This window comes from Cytobacillus sp. ABV4_503, from assembly GCF_056158445.1.
In genome coordinates, this window is the sequence record NZ_JBSWTH010000001.1 from 457,204 (window position 1) to 470,223 (window position 13,020).

A 13,020-nucleotide genomic window follows, 5' to 3' on the forward strand; every position below is an offset into this window, starting at 1 on the left:
TCTGAAAAAGCGCTATTCTTGCAGCAGAAAGGCGCTTTTTCTTTATGTTAAGGGTCAAATTGTTGAATAACCTGGTTGTTAAAAATACTAAAATTAGGTTAGACATTTTAAAGAAATGCACTTAAACTAACGGGGCAGGTTAGCATTCCTGTAGATCGTTATTTCTGAGCTTTGAAAAAAATAGGGCTCCTCAGTAAGATATGAGTAAGACACGACTCTAACTCAAACTTAGGAGGAACCCTTACTATGAAGTTTAAAATGCAGGACAAACAAAATCAACTAATAGAAAGAATTACTGATAAACATCTTGTGGTTGGTGTGGATATTGCACAACAATTTCACGTAGCCAGAGCAGTGAATTTCCGTGGGATTGTAGTAGGAGATCCAATCACTTTTCCAAACAACGAAGAGGGATTTTCGTCCCTGTTAATCTGGATTAATAGCATTAAAGGATTACATAAACTTGAGGCTGCCATAGTTGGTATGGAACCTACCGGTCATTATTGGATTAACCTTTCTAAATGGCTGATGAAACAAGATATTGAGGTAGTGACAGTTAACCCTTATTTAGTGAAAAGAAATAAAGAAAACCGTGATAATACCCAATCAAAGAGTGATAAAAAAGACGCTCTTGTAATAGCAGATATGGTGAAGAACGGTTACTATGCCTTTGTAAGGGATACTTCTGAGTCGTTTGAAAAGCTCAGGGTACTTATGTCGAATCGGGATGTCATTGTTAAGAGGCTTGTAAGCTCGATTAATCAATTGAATCGCTGGGTGGATATTGTCTTCCCCGAGCTTAGACAAGTATTTAAAGACATCACTGCTAAAGGGGCCATCGCAACACTTCGGCTTTTCCCATCTCCGATGGAACTGCGTTCCATGAAGCCTGAAGAGATCGTGGCCGGGTGGAAGTTACTGATGAAGCGACAGCCTGGATTAAAGAAAGCCTATTTACTCCTCAATGTAGCCAGGAAATCAGTTGGTACAAGGCAAGCATTAGAAGCTTATAAATTTCATCTTGAACAATTACTCGAAGAGTATGACCTTGCGGTTCAACAACTTGAAAGAGTTGAGCTGGCAATCAAGGATGAACTCCCTAAAATTCCTTTCGCGAATAAGTTACTTATGATTAAGGGAATTAGTGAAATTTCGTTAGCTGGTATTTTAGGGGAAGCAGGAGATTTAAGTGGTTTTTCACACGGCAACTCTTTACTTCGCCATGCAGGACTCCATCTAGCCGAAGCCAGTTCAGGGAAGTGGAAAGGGCAAATTATCATTTCAAAGCGTGGAAGATCAAGGTTAAGACGTTTCCTCTATTTAGCTACTATGAGTCTGGTAATGAACAACCCAGAATTTAAAGCACTCCACTCGAATAATGTTAAGGTCAAGAAAATGAAAAAAATGAAATCTATAATGAAGCTGATCGGGAAGTTAGCTAGGATTTTTGTAGGGATTGCGCGGAAAAACGAAGCTTATTGTGCCAAGAAGGTCCAGCCGTTAACTGAGTGGCAGCGTAGTTCAATTCACTTTTTCTCGAAGAGAATCATTACCCCTTATATTTTTAAAGATCGAGTGTTGGCTTTTTCGCAGGATTTCAAATATGTACGGAGTACCAGGTTTGTTCAACAAAAGGGCCCTGACCCATCAGGTTAGCATAACTGGCCTCCACCCCTTGGATAGGCATGACGAAGGAATGAGAGGGCAATTGACCCGTTGAGACATGGGAGGGAAAGCCTCCAAGGGCTGGCGTGGAGAAGTACATCATATGGTAGAATTTGGAGTATAATCCTACTCCTCTATTTAACTATGTCTTCACGTAGCCATTTGTCCAGAATCTACTCTTTTCAATTTAGAAATATATATCCATGGGGGATGAAATCCTGCGAATAAGCGAGCATTCGTGAGTAAACCGTATTAAACTGAGGGAGTTGAACAAGGAATTTTTACTATGACTGAAGAAGTAGTAATAGTAAGTAAAGTTTTTTTATATTCCTAATGTATATTTTAGGGTTAATATATTTCTTATTGCGGAGGGGTTTTGTTGCAAACACTTTTTAAATATAACTGGATGATACGAAAAGACTGGTATAACTGGTGTGAAGATTTAAGTGAGGAAGAGCTTTTGCAAAACCGAACAGGTGGAATGGGCAGTATTTTACATACACTTTTCCATATTGTTGATGTTGAGTGGAGCTGGATACGTCTATTACAGGGGAAAGCGGACTTTCAGGAGAGTTTTGATTATTATAACAGCTTGGACAAGGTTCGAAAATTGGACGCAGAATTTCACTTAGAAGTAGAGAACTTTGTGAACAACTGGGATGCCAGTATGGAAAATCAATTATTTTACGATACCCTGCCTGATGGAAGAATTGTAACAGATACTTGGGGTGAAGTTATGCGCCATGCCATTGCCCACGAAATTCACCATATAGGACAATTATCAATTTGGGCAAGAGAATTGGGAAGGAAACCTGTTTCTGCAAACCTTATAGGGAGGGGACTTTCCTCTCATTCGACAAAATAATTCAATAAAGGGTTTGCAGAGGCAGCAGCTTTTTTCTAATTGTACTAAAGGGGCAGGTTTGTGGAAGAAGAAATTGTTTAATAGCAACTGTTGTGACATTAATAAAGACGGGTTTCCCCGTCTATTGTTTTGTTTATCAAGCTTATCTGTATGAAAGTAGTATAAGAATATTATTAGTAGGCGATACCTACACGTGAGTTTATATAATCGCTTTTTTTTATCTGTCTAAATATAAAATCTGCTGTATCCGGTACGGATATTTCAACTCCATCCTCCGGCAAAAAACTTCGCTCTATACGATATTTGCCTATCTTTTCTCCATCTGGCAAGTAGGTAGGACAGACAATCGTCCATTCGAGGGTTGATTGTTTGAGTATATCATAAACTTTATGATGTTCTTTGGCCGCCCGGGTTGACTTACGCTTTGATTCACTTGATTGATAACGCAGAGAATTTGGCGTGGTCCTACTTTGCAGGATACCTGCAGTTCCTATAGTTATTATTCGTTTTATACCTTCATTTTCCATTGCTTCTATAATAAGTGGCATACTTTCTGATAGAGTGGTGGTGCCATCAGTATTAAGTGCACTAATAACTATATCAATCCCCTGCATTGCACATACGATATCATCATTATTTAAAACATTCCCTCGAATAATGGTTAAATTTTTATTATTTATTTGAATCTTCTCAGGAGTACGAACTAATACAGTAACATTATGTCTGTCATGAAGGGCATACGTAACTATTTGACTTTCAACTCGTCCAGTTGCACCTAAAATTAAAATATTCATAATAATGAGCTCCTTTTCAAATACTAATATTTTAATATATAAGTTAATTTATTGTCTTTTTAAACTAACGAGGGTTAAAGTTGAAGACCAAGGTTTGCGTCGGCAGCCTTTTCTTATTCGACTAACGGGGCAGGTTTGTTTAATAGGACATATTAACTGAGATTCCTTTTTAGAGAAATTAAAAACCGCTCAATCATCAATCGCGTTGAGCGGCAAATAAGAATATTATTTTTTTACAGCGTGGATATAGTGAATTGTTTCGAATGCAGTCAAAAAATCCGTCCGATTACTAAAGAAACGGTCATTTATCTTAACTGGTGACAAATGTTCATAAATCAGTAACCCTGATTTTTCTAACATATTCTCGATCTCATTATAAGTGAAACAGGATTTCATTGGTTCTCCACTTGCCGAAGCCATTTTCACCATATTTTCGACTCTATTAGATATTCCTTTTTCTTCAAAGAGATTTTCGTCCGCATAATCAAAAACGATAGAACTTCCTATTGGGGCTTTAGCAAATAGACTACTTATCAAACGTGAATTTTCCTCTTTAGTCAAATAATAAGACACACCCAAAAGGCTAAAGAAAGTCTTTTTGTTTTCAAAGCCTTCATCTATAAGTTTTTGAAAGGAGAACTTTTTTGTAAAGTCCATAGAAACAAAATGGAGATTCCCCGGGGTTATAAGGTTGGCATTATCAAACCTTTTCTTTTTAGATTCCTGTGTAGATGGATGGTCAATTTCAAATATCTCTAATATTTTTTCTAATTCAGGATGTCTGAAACAAAAAGTATCTAAGCCGGCTCCAAGTATTACGTACTGTTTTAATCCTAACATTATTTCATTTAATAATACTTTTTCGCAATACGCTGCACGAGCTAGAGGCGTGGGAGAAAGCTGGACTTGTGTAATCCATTTTAAGACTTCTTCCGATTTACCTTGCAACGTTTGAGCAATACCTTCGTTAAAAAATTGTATACCTTTAATCATATTCTCACTGATTTCTGAAATCTCTTTTTTGGAAATTAGTTCTTGTGCAACATAATCATCAAAAATTTTAGGGGTGTCATATTGACTGTGATATGCTCGACCAAACGCTGATATTAATGACGTTAAACTGGATTCATTGGGCTTCATTCAATTGCCTCCTCTTAAACGAATATAAGATTCCCCGGCCAGGAGAATCTTATTATACACAGAGGTTTATAAGTTGTAAATTATAGCATAAATAGAATTTTTTGTCAAATTATTTGGTTGTGCTGGCAGGTTTGATAAAGAAGGAGAGGTGACTTATTTATAGAACTCTTTAAGAAAAGATAGGGGTGGAAATAAGTATGATATTGAAGAATGAACTGCTTATTCGACTTATGAACGGTAATGATTTTGAAGTTATGGTTAAATGGCTAAATGACCAAAGAGTTTTGGAATTCTATGAAGAGCCACCTTCAAATATAGATATGGTGATTAAAAAATACGGTCCAAGAGTTGAAGGGAAACATTATGTTATTCCTTGTATTGTAGAATACAAAAACGAACCAATAGGTTATATACAATACTATGAGATTCAAGAAAATGATTTAAAGAGATACGGCTATTCAGCAAACCAAAATATTTATGGAATAGACCAATTTATTGGAGAAACCCAATTATGGGGTAAAGGGATAGGCACTACAATGATTCTAATGATGTTAGATGAACTTAGTAAAAATAAAGGTGCCTTAAGTGTGGTATTAGAGGTGAAAAAAAATAATAGTAGAGCAATATCAAGTTATAAGAAGTGTGGTTTTAGAAAAATAAAAGAGCTTTATAATGACCTTTACTTAATGGAATGGATAAAGGGAACCCACTAAATTCTTTAAATAAGCTAAAGTTGTTGTTTATAACCAAGATCAGCCATCTAAGGCGGGTTCGCTTATTGAACTAAGGAGCAGGTTTGTTGAAGAAGAAACCCAGTGCAAAGCAGGTAATAATAATCCTTATCTTGAAATAAGAGAGATTGAAAATATTATGTAAAGGAGGAACAAAAGATGCAGGCCTTAATTGAGGAGTACAGTCGAGGATTTACGATGTTAAGGGAATCCATAAGTGAGTTATCTGAGGAAGAGATTAGGTACAACCCAGGAAAGGATAAATGGAGTATACATCAGATAATTATTCATATTACAGATTCTGAATTGGTGGCTACACATAGAATGAAAAAAGTTTTGTCAGAGCCCGAACCATTATTACCAGCACCTGACCAAGATGCTTGGGCGAGCTCATTGGTTTATGAACAATTAGATCGTGAACAATACCTTCTACTTTTTAAAATGCTTCGCTCCAGTATGCTTCCTATTATCCACAATTTGACAACTGAACAACTTCAAAGAATTGCAGTGTATCCAGATGGTGCGCGATTGACATTCAAAGATTTGTTGGAATTCCGAGTCGCCCATATACGTGGACACCTTGACCAAATTAAAAGAGTTAAAAAGGCTTTTAGGGAAAAGCATAAATAAAATATTTAGCTTCTTCCACTAACGTGTGCTTATATTCAAGATCAGCTGCTGAATCAGGCAGCTTTTCTTATTCAACAAAAGTGGCAGTTTAGTAGAACAATCGTCATTAGCTTTTTTTCAACAATCGGGCCATTTTGTTGAATAAAAAAGGAATTATTTTGTAGGTTAATCGAAGATAATTCTGAAGATAAAAAAAGGATAATGGAGAGGATAAAATGAAGGTTATCGGTCTTATTGGTGGAATGAGTTGGGAATCTTCTGTTGAATATTATCGGATTATCAATGAAGAAGTTAAAAGAAGATTAGGGGGATTACATTCAGCGAAATGTCTTTTATATAGTTTAGATTTTCATGAAATTGAACGTTATCAATCAGAAGGCGCCTGGGAAAAGGCCGGTGAAGTGTTAGGTAATGCTGCTCGTTCTTTGGAAAAGGGGGGAGCTGACTTTATTGTTATTTGTACTAACACGATGCACAAAGTTATAGGTGACATCCAGTCGAAAATTAATGTCCCCCTGCTGCATATCGCAGATGCAACAGCAGCCCAAATTAAAGAGAAAGGAATTAATTCTGTCGGCTTACTTGGCACAAGGTACACAATGGAGCAAGATTTTTATAAATCACGCTTGGAGTTTAACGGTATACAAGTTATGGTGCCAAATGACAATGAAAGAGAGATTGTAAACAAGATTATTTACGAAGAGTTATGTTTGGGTAAGATTCATCAAGAATCAAGGGATTATTATAAAAAAGTTATCCATGGTTTAATCGAATCTGGAGCTAAAGGGATTATACTGGGCTGTACAGAAATTGGATTATTGGTAAAGCCGGAGGATTCTGATGTTCCTCTATTTGACACAACCTATATACATGCTTTTGAAGCTGTAAATATGTCCTTGAAATAGGGTTATGAAGTCTTATTAAGGATTTTTAATTCTTCCGCAATACGGCGTTTTTCTTTAGGAAAAAGGCGTCAATTTTGTATGCCCCCAAACAATTATTGTGAAGGTTTTCACTTAAACGATAGGGTGCGTTACTTCTAGATACAACTGCCATTCCAGGCGGCTTTTTTTTACAATAGGAGCCGGTTTGAGAAAAAACTATGACAATTTCCAGGCAGGAATTAATGAATGGAAATTAAAAAAGTAACTCATTATTACGTGAACCCCCATTTATCGGCATAAACACATCGTATGTGGTTCCTAATTTAATTGAGTGGGCTACAAAGTTCATTCTACTTTGGATAATACTGTATTGGTTAATAAGACTGATTAAAAACTTAGAAAATAAATAATGATTTTAAAGTAGTGGCTTCTTGTGCTATAGGGGCAGTATTGTTGAAAAAGGTGAACGAAAAAAAGCAGGGAATTAATTAAGTACTCTATTAATGTGAGGTCAGGATATGTTACCACCAAAACATATTGTTTCAGCAGCAACAATCGTACTTAATGAACAAAAAGAGATTTTATTAATTAAAGGTCCTCGTAGAGGATGGGAAATGCCTGGGGGACAGGTTGAAGAAGGAGAATCATTAAAGGACGCTGCAATCAGGGAAACCAAAGAAGAAACTGGTATAGATATTGAAGTTTTAAAATTTTGTGGAGTATATCAAAATGTAAGTGATTCTATATGTAACACATTGTTTTTGGGAAAGCCAATCGGAGGAGAACTGACAACATCTCCAGAGAGTTTAGAGGTAGGTTTCTTTCCAGTTAAAAAAGCCTTGGAAATGGTCACTTGGAAAAATTTCAGGCAAAGAATTGAGTTTTGTTTAAACGAAAAACTTCATCCTTTTTATATCGAATTTTGATTTAAGATACTTTGAGCTAAACAAACGGGTGCATTAATTGATATACGGCTGCCAAATTGGGTGGCCTTTTCTTATTATACAAAAGGGGCAGGTTAGTTCAACAAGAGGGATATAGAAAGTTGAACAAGCTGCAAAACAATATGACATTTTGGTGGTGAACATAAGTGACAGGTTGAATTGTAATGTAAAATAAAAGAAAAAGACCGTTGAACCGGTCTTTTTCCTGCAAATTAAAGATAAATTTTTAATGTGTCTTTAAGAGTCCCTCTTGTTTCTGAATCTTTTTCCAACAAATTAATAACTTTACAACTGATTACAGATAACCTCATAGACGATTTATTAAACCGATCACCTTAAATTTATGAATAAATCTTTTATAAAAATAAGCAATTACTATACTATGAATTAGGATTGTTTTAGCCGTGTTAATTCCGTCTGGTGTACCAGTTCAATTCTCCTGTTTTTTGGATTTCTGATTTCTACGTAGCCAGAATCGTATTGATGCACAATTATATATTCTTTTCCGTGATAAATGACTATTTCTTGGTTCGCCAAAAGAGACGCCTCCAGTGATTAAAGTTTTAGATACTTATACCTAAAAACTGACTCATTGAAACTTAAATTTATGTTCACTGAAAGAAAAAATTTTAAAGGGTGTAAAGTGGGGATATTGATCCAAGGGTTAACGCCTTTTTTATAGAGGTTCTTATTGAACAAAAGGGGCAGTTTAGTTAAAGAAGGAAATTAAATATATTTAGCGAATTTGATAAAGAAAATTTCGAAAAAGAAGGAATTTTTTAATGGAATATAGGGATCTAATGAATCAGAAAGGTTACTTCTATCTTCACAGCTTAATAGAACCTGAAACCAATTTGTTAAGAATTTTTGTTGATAGATGTAAAGTAGGCCAGCAAGTTGAAGATATTGAAAAAGGTAAAAATATTATAAGAGACACACACCCACCCAATAGAAGTCGATGAAGACAAGCCAATAATACAGTTAGACTTTGATTCATATGTATCTTATTCAATTATTAATGAGTCATTTACTGCTTTAGACGACTATGAAATCTTTGAAGGGGGGTCATTTCGAATATTTAAGAAATCAAGATATTTAGACTTCATTAACAAAGGCACTATCGCTAACGATGTATTTCCAGAAGAACAACTTGTTTATTACGAGATAGCCTGTTTAGACCATATCATTGATGTTATTTCTTTTGATGAACCAATAGTTACTGAAATTAATAGGAATTGTTCTTCAGCTAACGATACGATTCTTCAATAATGGAGGATCGCTTTTTCATATTCGGCTAACTGGGCAGGTTAGCATTCCTGTAGATCGTTATTTCTGAGCTTTGAAAAAAATAGGGCTCCTCAGTAAGATATGAGTAAGACACGACTCTAACTCAAACTTAGGAGGAACCCTTACTATGAAGTTTAAAATGCAGGACAAACAAAATCAACTAATAGAAAGAATTACTGATAAACATCTTGTGGTTGGTGTGGATATTGCACAACAATTTCACGTAGCCAGAGCAGTGAATTTCCGTGGGATTGTAGTAGGAGATCCAATCACTTTTCCAAACAACGAAGAGGGATTTTCGTCCCTGTTAATCTGGATTAATAGCATTAAAAGATTACATAAACTTGAGGCTGCCATAGTTGGTATGGAACCTACCGGTCATTATTGGATTAACCTTTCTAAATGGCTGATGAAACAAGATATTGAGGTAGTGACAGTTAACCCTTATTTAGTGAAAAGAAATAAAGAAAACCGTGATAATACCCAATCAAAGAGTGATAAAAAAGACGCTCTTGTAATAGCAGATATGGTGAAGAACGGTTACTATGCCTTTGTAAGGGATACTTCTGAGTCGTTTGAAAAGCTCAGGGTACTTATGTCGAATCGGGATGTCATTGTTAAGAGGCTTGTAAGCTCGATTAATCAATTGAATCGCTGGGTGGATATTGTCTTCCCCGAGCTTAGACAAGTATTTAAAGACATCACTGCTAAAGGGGCCATCGCAACACTTCGGCTTTTCCCATCTCCGATGGAACTGGGTTCCATGAAGCCTGAAGAGATCGTGGCCGGGTGGAAGTTACTGATGAAGCGACAGCCTGGATTAAAGAAAGCCTATTTACTCCTCAATGTAGCCAGGAAATCAGTTGGTACAAGGCAAGCATTAGAAGCTTATAAATTTCATCTTGAACAATTACTCGAAGAGTATGACCTTGCGGTTCAACAACTTGAAAGAGTTGAGCTGGCAATCAAGGATGAACTCCCTAAAATTCCTTTCGCGAATAAGTTACTTATGATTAAGGGAATTAGTGAAATTTCGTTAGCTGGTATTTTAGGGGAAGCAGGAGATTTAAGTGGTTTTTCACACGGCAACTCTTTACTTCGCCATGCAGGACTCCATCTAGCCGAAGCCAGTTCAGGGAAGTGGAAAGGGCAAATTATCATTTCAAAGCGTGGAAGATCAAGGTTAAGACGTTTCCTCTATTTAGCTACTATGAGTCTGGTAATGAACAACCCAGAATTTAAAGCACTCCACTCGAATAATGTTAAGGTCAAGAAAATGAAAAAAATGAAATCTATAATGAAGCTGATCGGGAAGTTAGCTAGGATTTTTGTAGGGATTGCGCGGAAAAACGAAGCTTATTGTGCCAAGAAGGTCCAGCCGTTAACTGAGTTGGCAGCGTAGTTCAATTCACTTTTTCTCGAAGAGAATCATTACCCCTTATATTTTTAAAGATCGAGTGTTGGCTTTTTCGCAGGATTTCAAATATGTACGGAGTACCAGGTTTGTTCAACAAAAGGGCCCTGACCCATCAGGTTAGCATAACTGGCCTCCACCCCTTGGATAGGCATGACGAAGGAATGAGAGGGCAATTGACCCGTTGAGACATGGGAGGGAAAGCCTCCAAGGGCTGGCGTGGAGAAGTACATCATATGGTAGAATTTGGAGTATAATCCTACTCCTCTATTTAACTATGTCTTCACGTAGCCATTTGTCCAGAATCTACTCTTTTCAATTTAGAAATATATATCCATGGGGGATGAAATCCTGCGAATAAGCGAGCATTCGTGAGTAAACCGTATTAAACTGAGGGAGTTGAAGAAGGAAAGTTTACTTAGTATGAGGAATATATTTCTTTGGTGTTCTAAAGGAAGGGTGTGTTTGTGATGTTCAATTTTATTAAAGTCACCATTGACCATATCGATACAATAATCAATTTACGCTTGGCACTACTAAAGGAATTAGACGAGCTGAGTTCTCCTCAAGAAGAACAACTTATGGAAACTGCAACAAGGAAGTATTTACAGACAGCATTATCAAATAATGAATTTATATCCTATATGGCAGAAATAAATGGAGAACCTGTAGGTATCAGTGGTATGGTTCTGTTTAAAAGACCACCATATTTAGAAAATCTTAATGGGATTGAAGCCTACATTCTTAATATGTACACCTCCCCTGAATATCGTGGAAAAGGTTTAGCAAAACAGCTGCTTGAACATTGTATTAATGAATGCAAAAGAAGTGGGGTTAAACGCATTTGGCTGCACGCATCTGAAGATGGCAAACCACTATATAAAAAAATGGGTTTTACTAATAAGGAAAGTGAAATGGAACTTTTCCTATAAAGCGTTTTGTTATTAAACTAACGGGTGCTTATATTCAAGGTCAGCTGCTGAATCAGGCAGCTTTTTCTTATTTAACAAACGGGGGCAGGTTTGTCTAAGAAGGAGTTTCTTATTTATTTGGTGAAATACTCCTTATTGGATACCTAATTTTAAAGGAGAAGATGTTAATGAATCGAACTGACCTGCTATTAAGAATGCTCGATACTACGTACGATAATGAGAGTTGGTATGCTCCTTTCAAACATGCAATAGAAGGACTCACCGCAGAACAAGCTAGGTGGAGACCAACAGGAGACACAACAAAATCAGTTTGGGAAAATGTTAATCATCTTATTTACTATAAAGAAAGACTTGCAGCAAATTTAGACGGGCGTGAATTGCCACATAATCTTGATGGTGACGAAACTTTCAACTTAACTAAACAATCAAATGATGACAAAGAATGGATTGGAGTCGTTAAACGAGCGGAAATAGTTCAACGCAAATTAAGAGAAGCTTTAAATAAAACAACCACTGAAGTGCTTGAACAATTTACTCTTGAAGAGAAGCTATTTGACATACTGCTTCATGATGCATATCATACGGGACAAATTATTCAAATTAGGAAGATGCAAGGTTCTTGGCCATCGCATCGTTGATGCTGGAAAAAGGCATTGATAATTGTACAAAAATAAACGGGTGTTTTGCTTTAAAAATTCTGCTGCCAATAGGCGGCTTTTTTCCTTTAACTAAGGATAAGATTTTCGTTGGGTGCTTCCATTATTTGTTATACTACTATTGAATTTTTAACTATTTCTATTTAAAAGGTGTTGAAAAAAGTGAATATTGGTTTAGGACTAATATCAATCATGTTTGCAATATTGTTTATCTCCATTGGTTTTCTATCACGAAAAAATGATGGCAGAATTATTGGTATCGGATTGTTAGTAGAAGGAGTAATGGTTTTATCCATAAGTATCATATTGCTTTCTGGATTATATGACCCGTATGCAAACCACATTAGGTAACTTGCCAGCAATAATGATTACTTCTGTTGATTATTGAAATAAATTTTGACCATACATAATGGGTGATAACGTTCAAGGTCAGCTGCTAATCAGGCAGCTTTTTCTTTTTGAACAAACGGGGCAGGTTAGTTCAATAAAAATTAGTTAATATCGACTTTGACGAATTATAATTATAGTGTTAGTAAGTGTTTGTAAAAGGAGAAAATAAAATGCCTGTTATCGAGCATCAACGATTTATTAAAGCACCTGTTGAAGTATGTTTTGACCTTGCAAGAAACGTAGATATTCATACTCAAACGGCCTCTAAAACTACGGAAAGAGCTGTTAGTGGAGTGACAGAAGGGTTATTAGAACAAGGCGATACTGTTACCTGGGAAGCCATCCACTTTGGTATTAAACAAAGGTTGACAGCCAAAGTGACATTAATGGAAAAACCTCATAAGTTTGTAGATGTTATGGTGAAGGGGGCTTTCCATTCCTTTGTTCATACCCATCAATTTATTGAAGAAGCTGGCGGAACCATAATGATTGATAAATTTCAGTATAAATCACCATTCGGTCTAATTGGCGTTGTAGTGGACAAGTTATTTTTGGAGAAATATATGAGGGCATTTATTGTTTCCCGTGCAAGGGCACTGAAAAAGATTGCTGAAAATATTGATTAACCTTCGTCAACAAAAAGGTGCTTGTGTTGAAAATCAGCTGCTAATCGAGTAGCTTTTTTCTT

General features: G+C 36.2%; 12 protein-coding genes and 1 pseudogene. 10 read left to right on the forward strand and 3 right to left on the reverse strand.

Annotated elements, in window-relative coordinates:
- Positions 1 to 246 precede the first annotated feature (246 nt).
- Both ACXAD1_RS02375 and ACXAD1_RS02380 read left to right on the forward strand, forming a co-directional pair.
- A pseudogene (locus tag ACXAD1_RS02375) lies at positions 247 to 1,497 on the forward strand (IS110 family RNA-guided transposase); the annotation flags it as partial.
- Positions 1,498 to 2,044: 547 nt separating this feature from the next.
- Complete coding sequence (locus tag ACXAD1_RS02380; protein ID WP_474909351.1) at positions 2,045 to 2,530, forward strand: DinB family protein; 486 nt, start codon at positions 2,045 to 2,047, stop codon at positions 2,528 to 2,530.
- Between the two features lie 173 nt (positions 2,531 to 2,703).
- On the opposite strand, the gene ACXAD1_RS02385 is transcribed toward ACXAD1_RS02380, so the two are convergent.
- Positions 2,704 to 3,324 carry an NAD(P)-dependent oxidoreductase gene (locus ACXAD1_RS02385; RefSeq protein ID WP_474909352.1) on the reverse strand — a complete coding sequence of 207 codons (621 nt, stop codon included), beginning with the start codon at positions 3,322 to 3,324 and terminating at the stop codon, positions 2,704 to 2,706.
- A gap of 225 nt (positions 3,325 to 3,549) precedes the next feature.
- Positions 3,550 to 4,464, reverse strand: coding sequence for a class I SAM-dependent methyltransferase (locus ACXAD1_RS02390; protein WP_474909353.1), 915 nt, complete (start codon positions 4,462 to 4,464; stop codon positions 3,550 to 3,552).
- Between the two features lie 197 nt (positions 4,465 to 4,661).
- Here ACXAD1_RS02390 and ACXAD1_RS02395 point away from each other — a divergent pair, with 197 nt between their 5' ends.
- The 4 genes from ACXAD1_RS02395 to ACXAD1_RS02410 all read left to right on the forward strand — a co-directional run bounded on the left by ACXAD1_RS02395 (position 4,662) and on the right by ACXAD1_RS02410 (position 7,635).
- Positions 4,662 to 5,177, forward strand: coding sequence for a GNAT family N-acetyltransferase (locus ACXAD1_RS02395; protein ID WP_474909354.1), 516 nt, complete (start codon positions 4,662 to 4,664; stop codon positions 5,175 to 5,177).
- Between the two features lie 177 nt (positions 5,178 to 5,354).
- A complete protein-coding gene (locus ACXAD1_RS02400) occupies positions 5,355 to 5,825 on the forward strand; it encodes a DinB family protein (protein WP_206846014.1) in 471 nt (156 codons plus the stop codon).
- Positions 5,826 to 6,040: 215 nt separating this feature from the next.
- The gene (locus ACXAD1_RS02405; RefSeq protein WP_474909355.1) at positions 6,041 to 6,730 is read left to right on the forward strand and encodes an aspartate/glutamate racemase family protein; all 690 of its coding nucleotides are present in this window, start codon (positions 6,041 to 6,043) and stop codon (positions 6,728 to 6,730) included.
- A 497-nt stretch (positions 6,731 to 7,227) separates the two neighbouring features.
- On the forward strand, positions 7,228 to 7,635 hold the full coding sequence (locus ACXAD1_RS02410; RefSeq protein ID WP_071159328.1) for an NUDIX hydrolase: 408 nt from the start codon (positions 7,228 to 7,230) through the stop codon (positions 7,633 to 7,635).
- Between the two features lie 405 nt (positions 7,636 to 8,040).
- On the opposite strand, the gene ACXAD1_RS02415 is transcribed toward ACXAD1_RS02410, so the two are convergent.
- A complete protein-coding gene (locus tag ACXAD1_RS02415; RefSeq protein WP_474909356.1) occupies positions 8,041 to 8,190 on the reverse strand; it encodes a hypothetical protein in 150 nt (49 codons plus the stop codon).
- An 877-nt stretch (positions 8,191 to 9,067) separates the two neighbouring features.
- Between ACXAD1_RS02415 and ACXAD1_RS02420 the strand changes: the two genes are divergently transcribed.
- The 4 genes from ACXAD1_RS02420 to ACXAD1_RS02435 all read left to right on the forward strand — a co-directional run bounded on the left by ACXAD1_RS02420 (position 9,068) and on the right by ACXAD1_RS02435 (position 12,958).
- Complete coding sequence (locus tag ACXAD1_RS02420) at positions 9,068 to 10,342, forward strand: IS110 family RNA-guided transposase (RefSeq protein WP_474909357.1); 1,275 nt, start codon at positions 9,068 to 9,070, stop codon at positions 10,340 to 10,342.
- A 482-nt stretch (positions 10,343 to 10,824) separates the two neighbouring features.
- Positions 10,825 to 11,286, forward strand: a complete 462-nt coding sequence (locus ACXAD1_RS02425; RefSeq protein ID WP_474909358.1) for a GNAT family N-acetyltransferase — start codon at positions 10,825 to 10,827, stop codon at positions 11,284 to 11,286.
- 167 nt (positions 11,287 to 11,453) lie between these two features.
- The gene (locus ACXAD1_RS02430) at positions 11,454 to 11,924 is read left to right on the forward strand and encodes a DinB family protein (protein WP_474909359.1); all 471 of its coding nucleotides are present in this window, start codon (positions 11,454 to 11,456) and stop codon (positions 11,922 to 11,924) included.
- 578 nt (positions 11,925 to 12,502) lie between these two features.
- Positions 12,503 to 12,958: an SRPBCC family protein gene (locus ACXAD1_RS02435; RefSeq protein WP_474909360.1), complete on the forward strand. Its 456-nt coding sequence runs from the start codon at positions 12,503 to 12,505 to the stop codon at positions 12,956 to 12,958.
- The last annotated feature ends 62 nt before the right edge of the window (positions 12,959 to 13,020 follow it).

What these genes read in the sequence shown, in the direction of transcription:
- ACXAD1_RS02410 (WP_071159328.1), top strand. Translation starts at nt 7,228, where the DNA reads ATGTTACCACCAAAACATATTGTTTCAGCAGCAACAATCGTACTTAAT.
- ACXAD1_RS02400 (WP_206846014.1), top strand. Translation starts at nt 5,355, where the DNA reads ATGCAGGCCTTAATTGAGGAGTACAGTCGAGGATTTACGATGTTAAGG.
- ACXAD1_RS02385 (WP_474909352.1), bottom strand. Translation starts at nt 3,324, where the DNA reads ATGAATATTTTAATTTTAGGTGCAACTGGACGAGTTGAAAGTCAAATA.
- ACXAD1_RS02435 (WP_474909360.1), top strand. Translation starts at nt 12,503, where the DNA reads ATGCCTGTTATCGAGCATCAACGATTTATTAAAGCACCTGTTGAAGTA.
- ACXAD1_RS02425 (WP_474909358.1), top strand. Translation starts at nt 10,825, where the DNA reads ATGTTCAATTTTATTAAAGTCACCATTGACCATATCGATACAATAATC.
- ACXAD1_RS02420 (WP_474909357.1), top strand. Translation starts at nt 9,068, where the DNA reads ATGAAGTTTAAAATGCAGGACAAACAAAATCAACTAATAGAAAGAATT.
- ACXAD1_RS02395 (WP_474909354.1), top strand. Translation starts at nt 4,662, where the DNA reads ATGATATTGAAGAATGAACTGCTTATTCGACTTATGAACGGTAATGAT.
- ACXAD1_RS02390 (WP_474909353.1), bottom strand. Translation starts at nt 4,464, where the DNA reads ATGAAGCCCAATGAATCCAGTTTAACGTCATTAATATCAGCGTTTGGT.
- ACXAD1_RS02430 (WP_474909359.1), top strand. Translation starts at nt 11,454, where the DNA reads ATGAATCGAACTGACCTGCTATTAAGAATGCTCGATACTACGTACGAT.
- ACXAD1_RS02405 (WP_474909355.1), top strand. Translation starts at nt 6,041, where the DNA reads ATGAAGGTTATCGGTCTTATTGGTGGAATGAGTTGGGAATCTTCTGTT.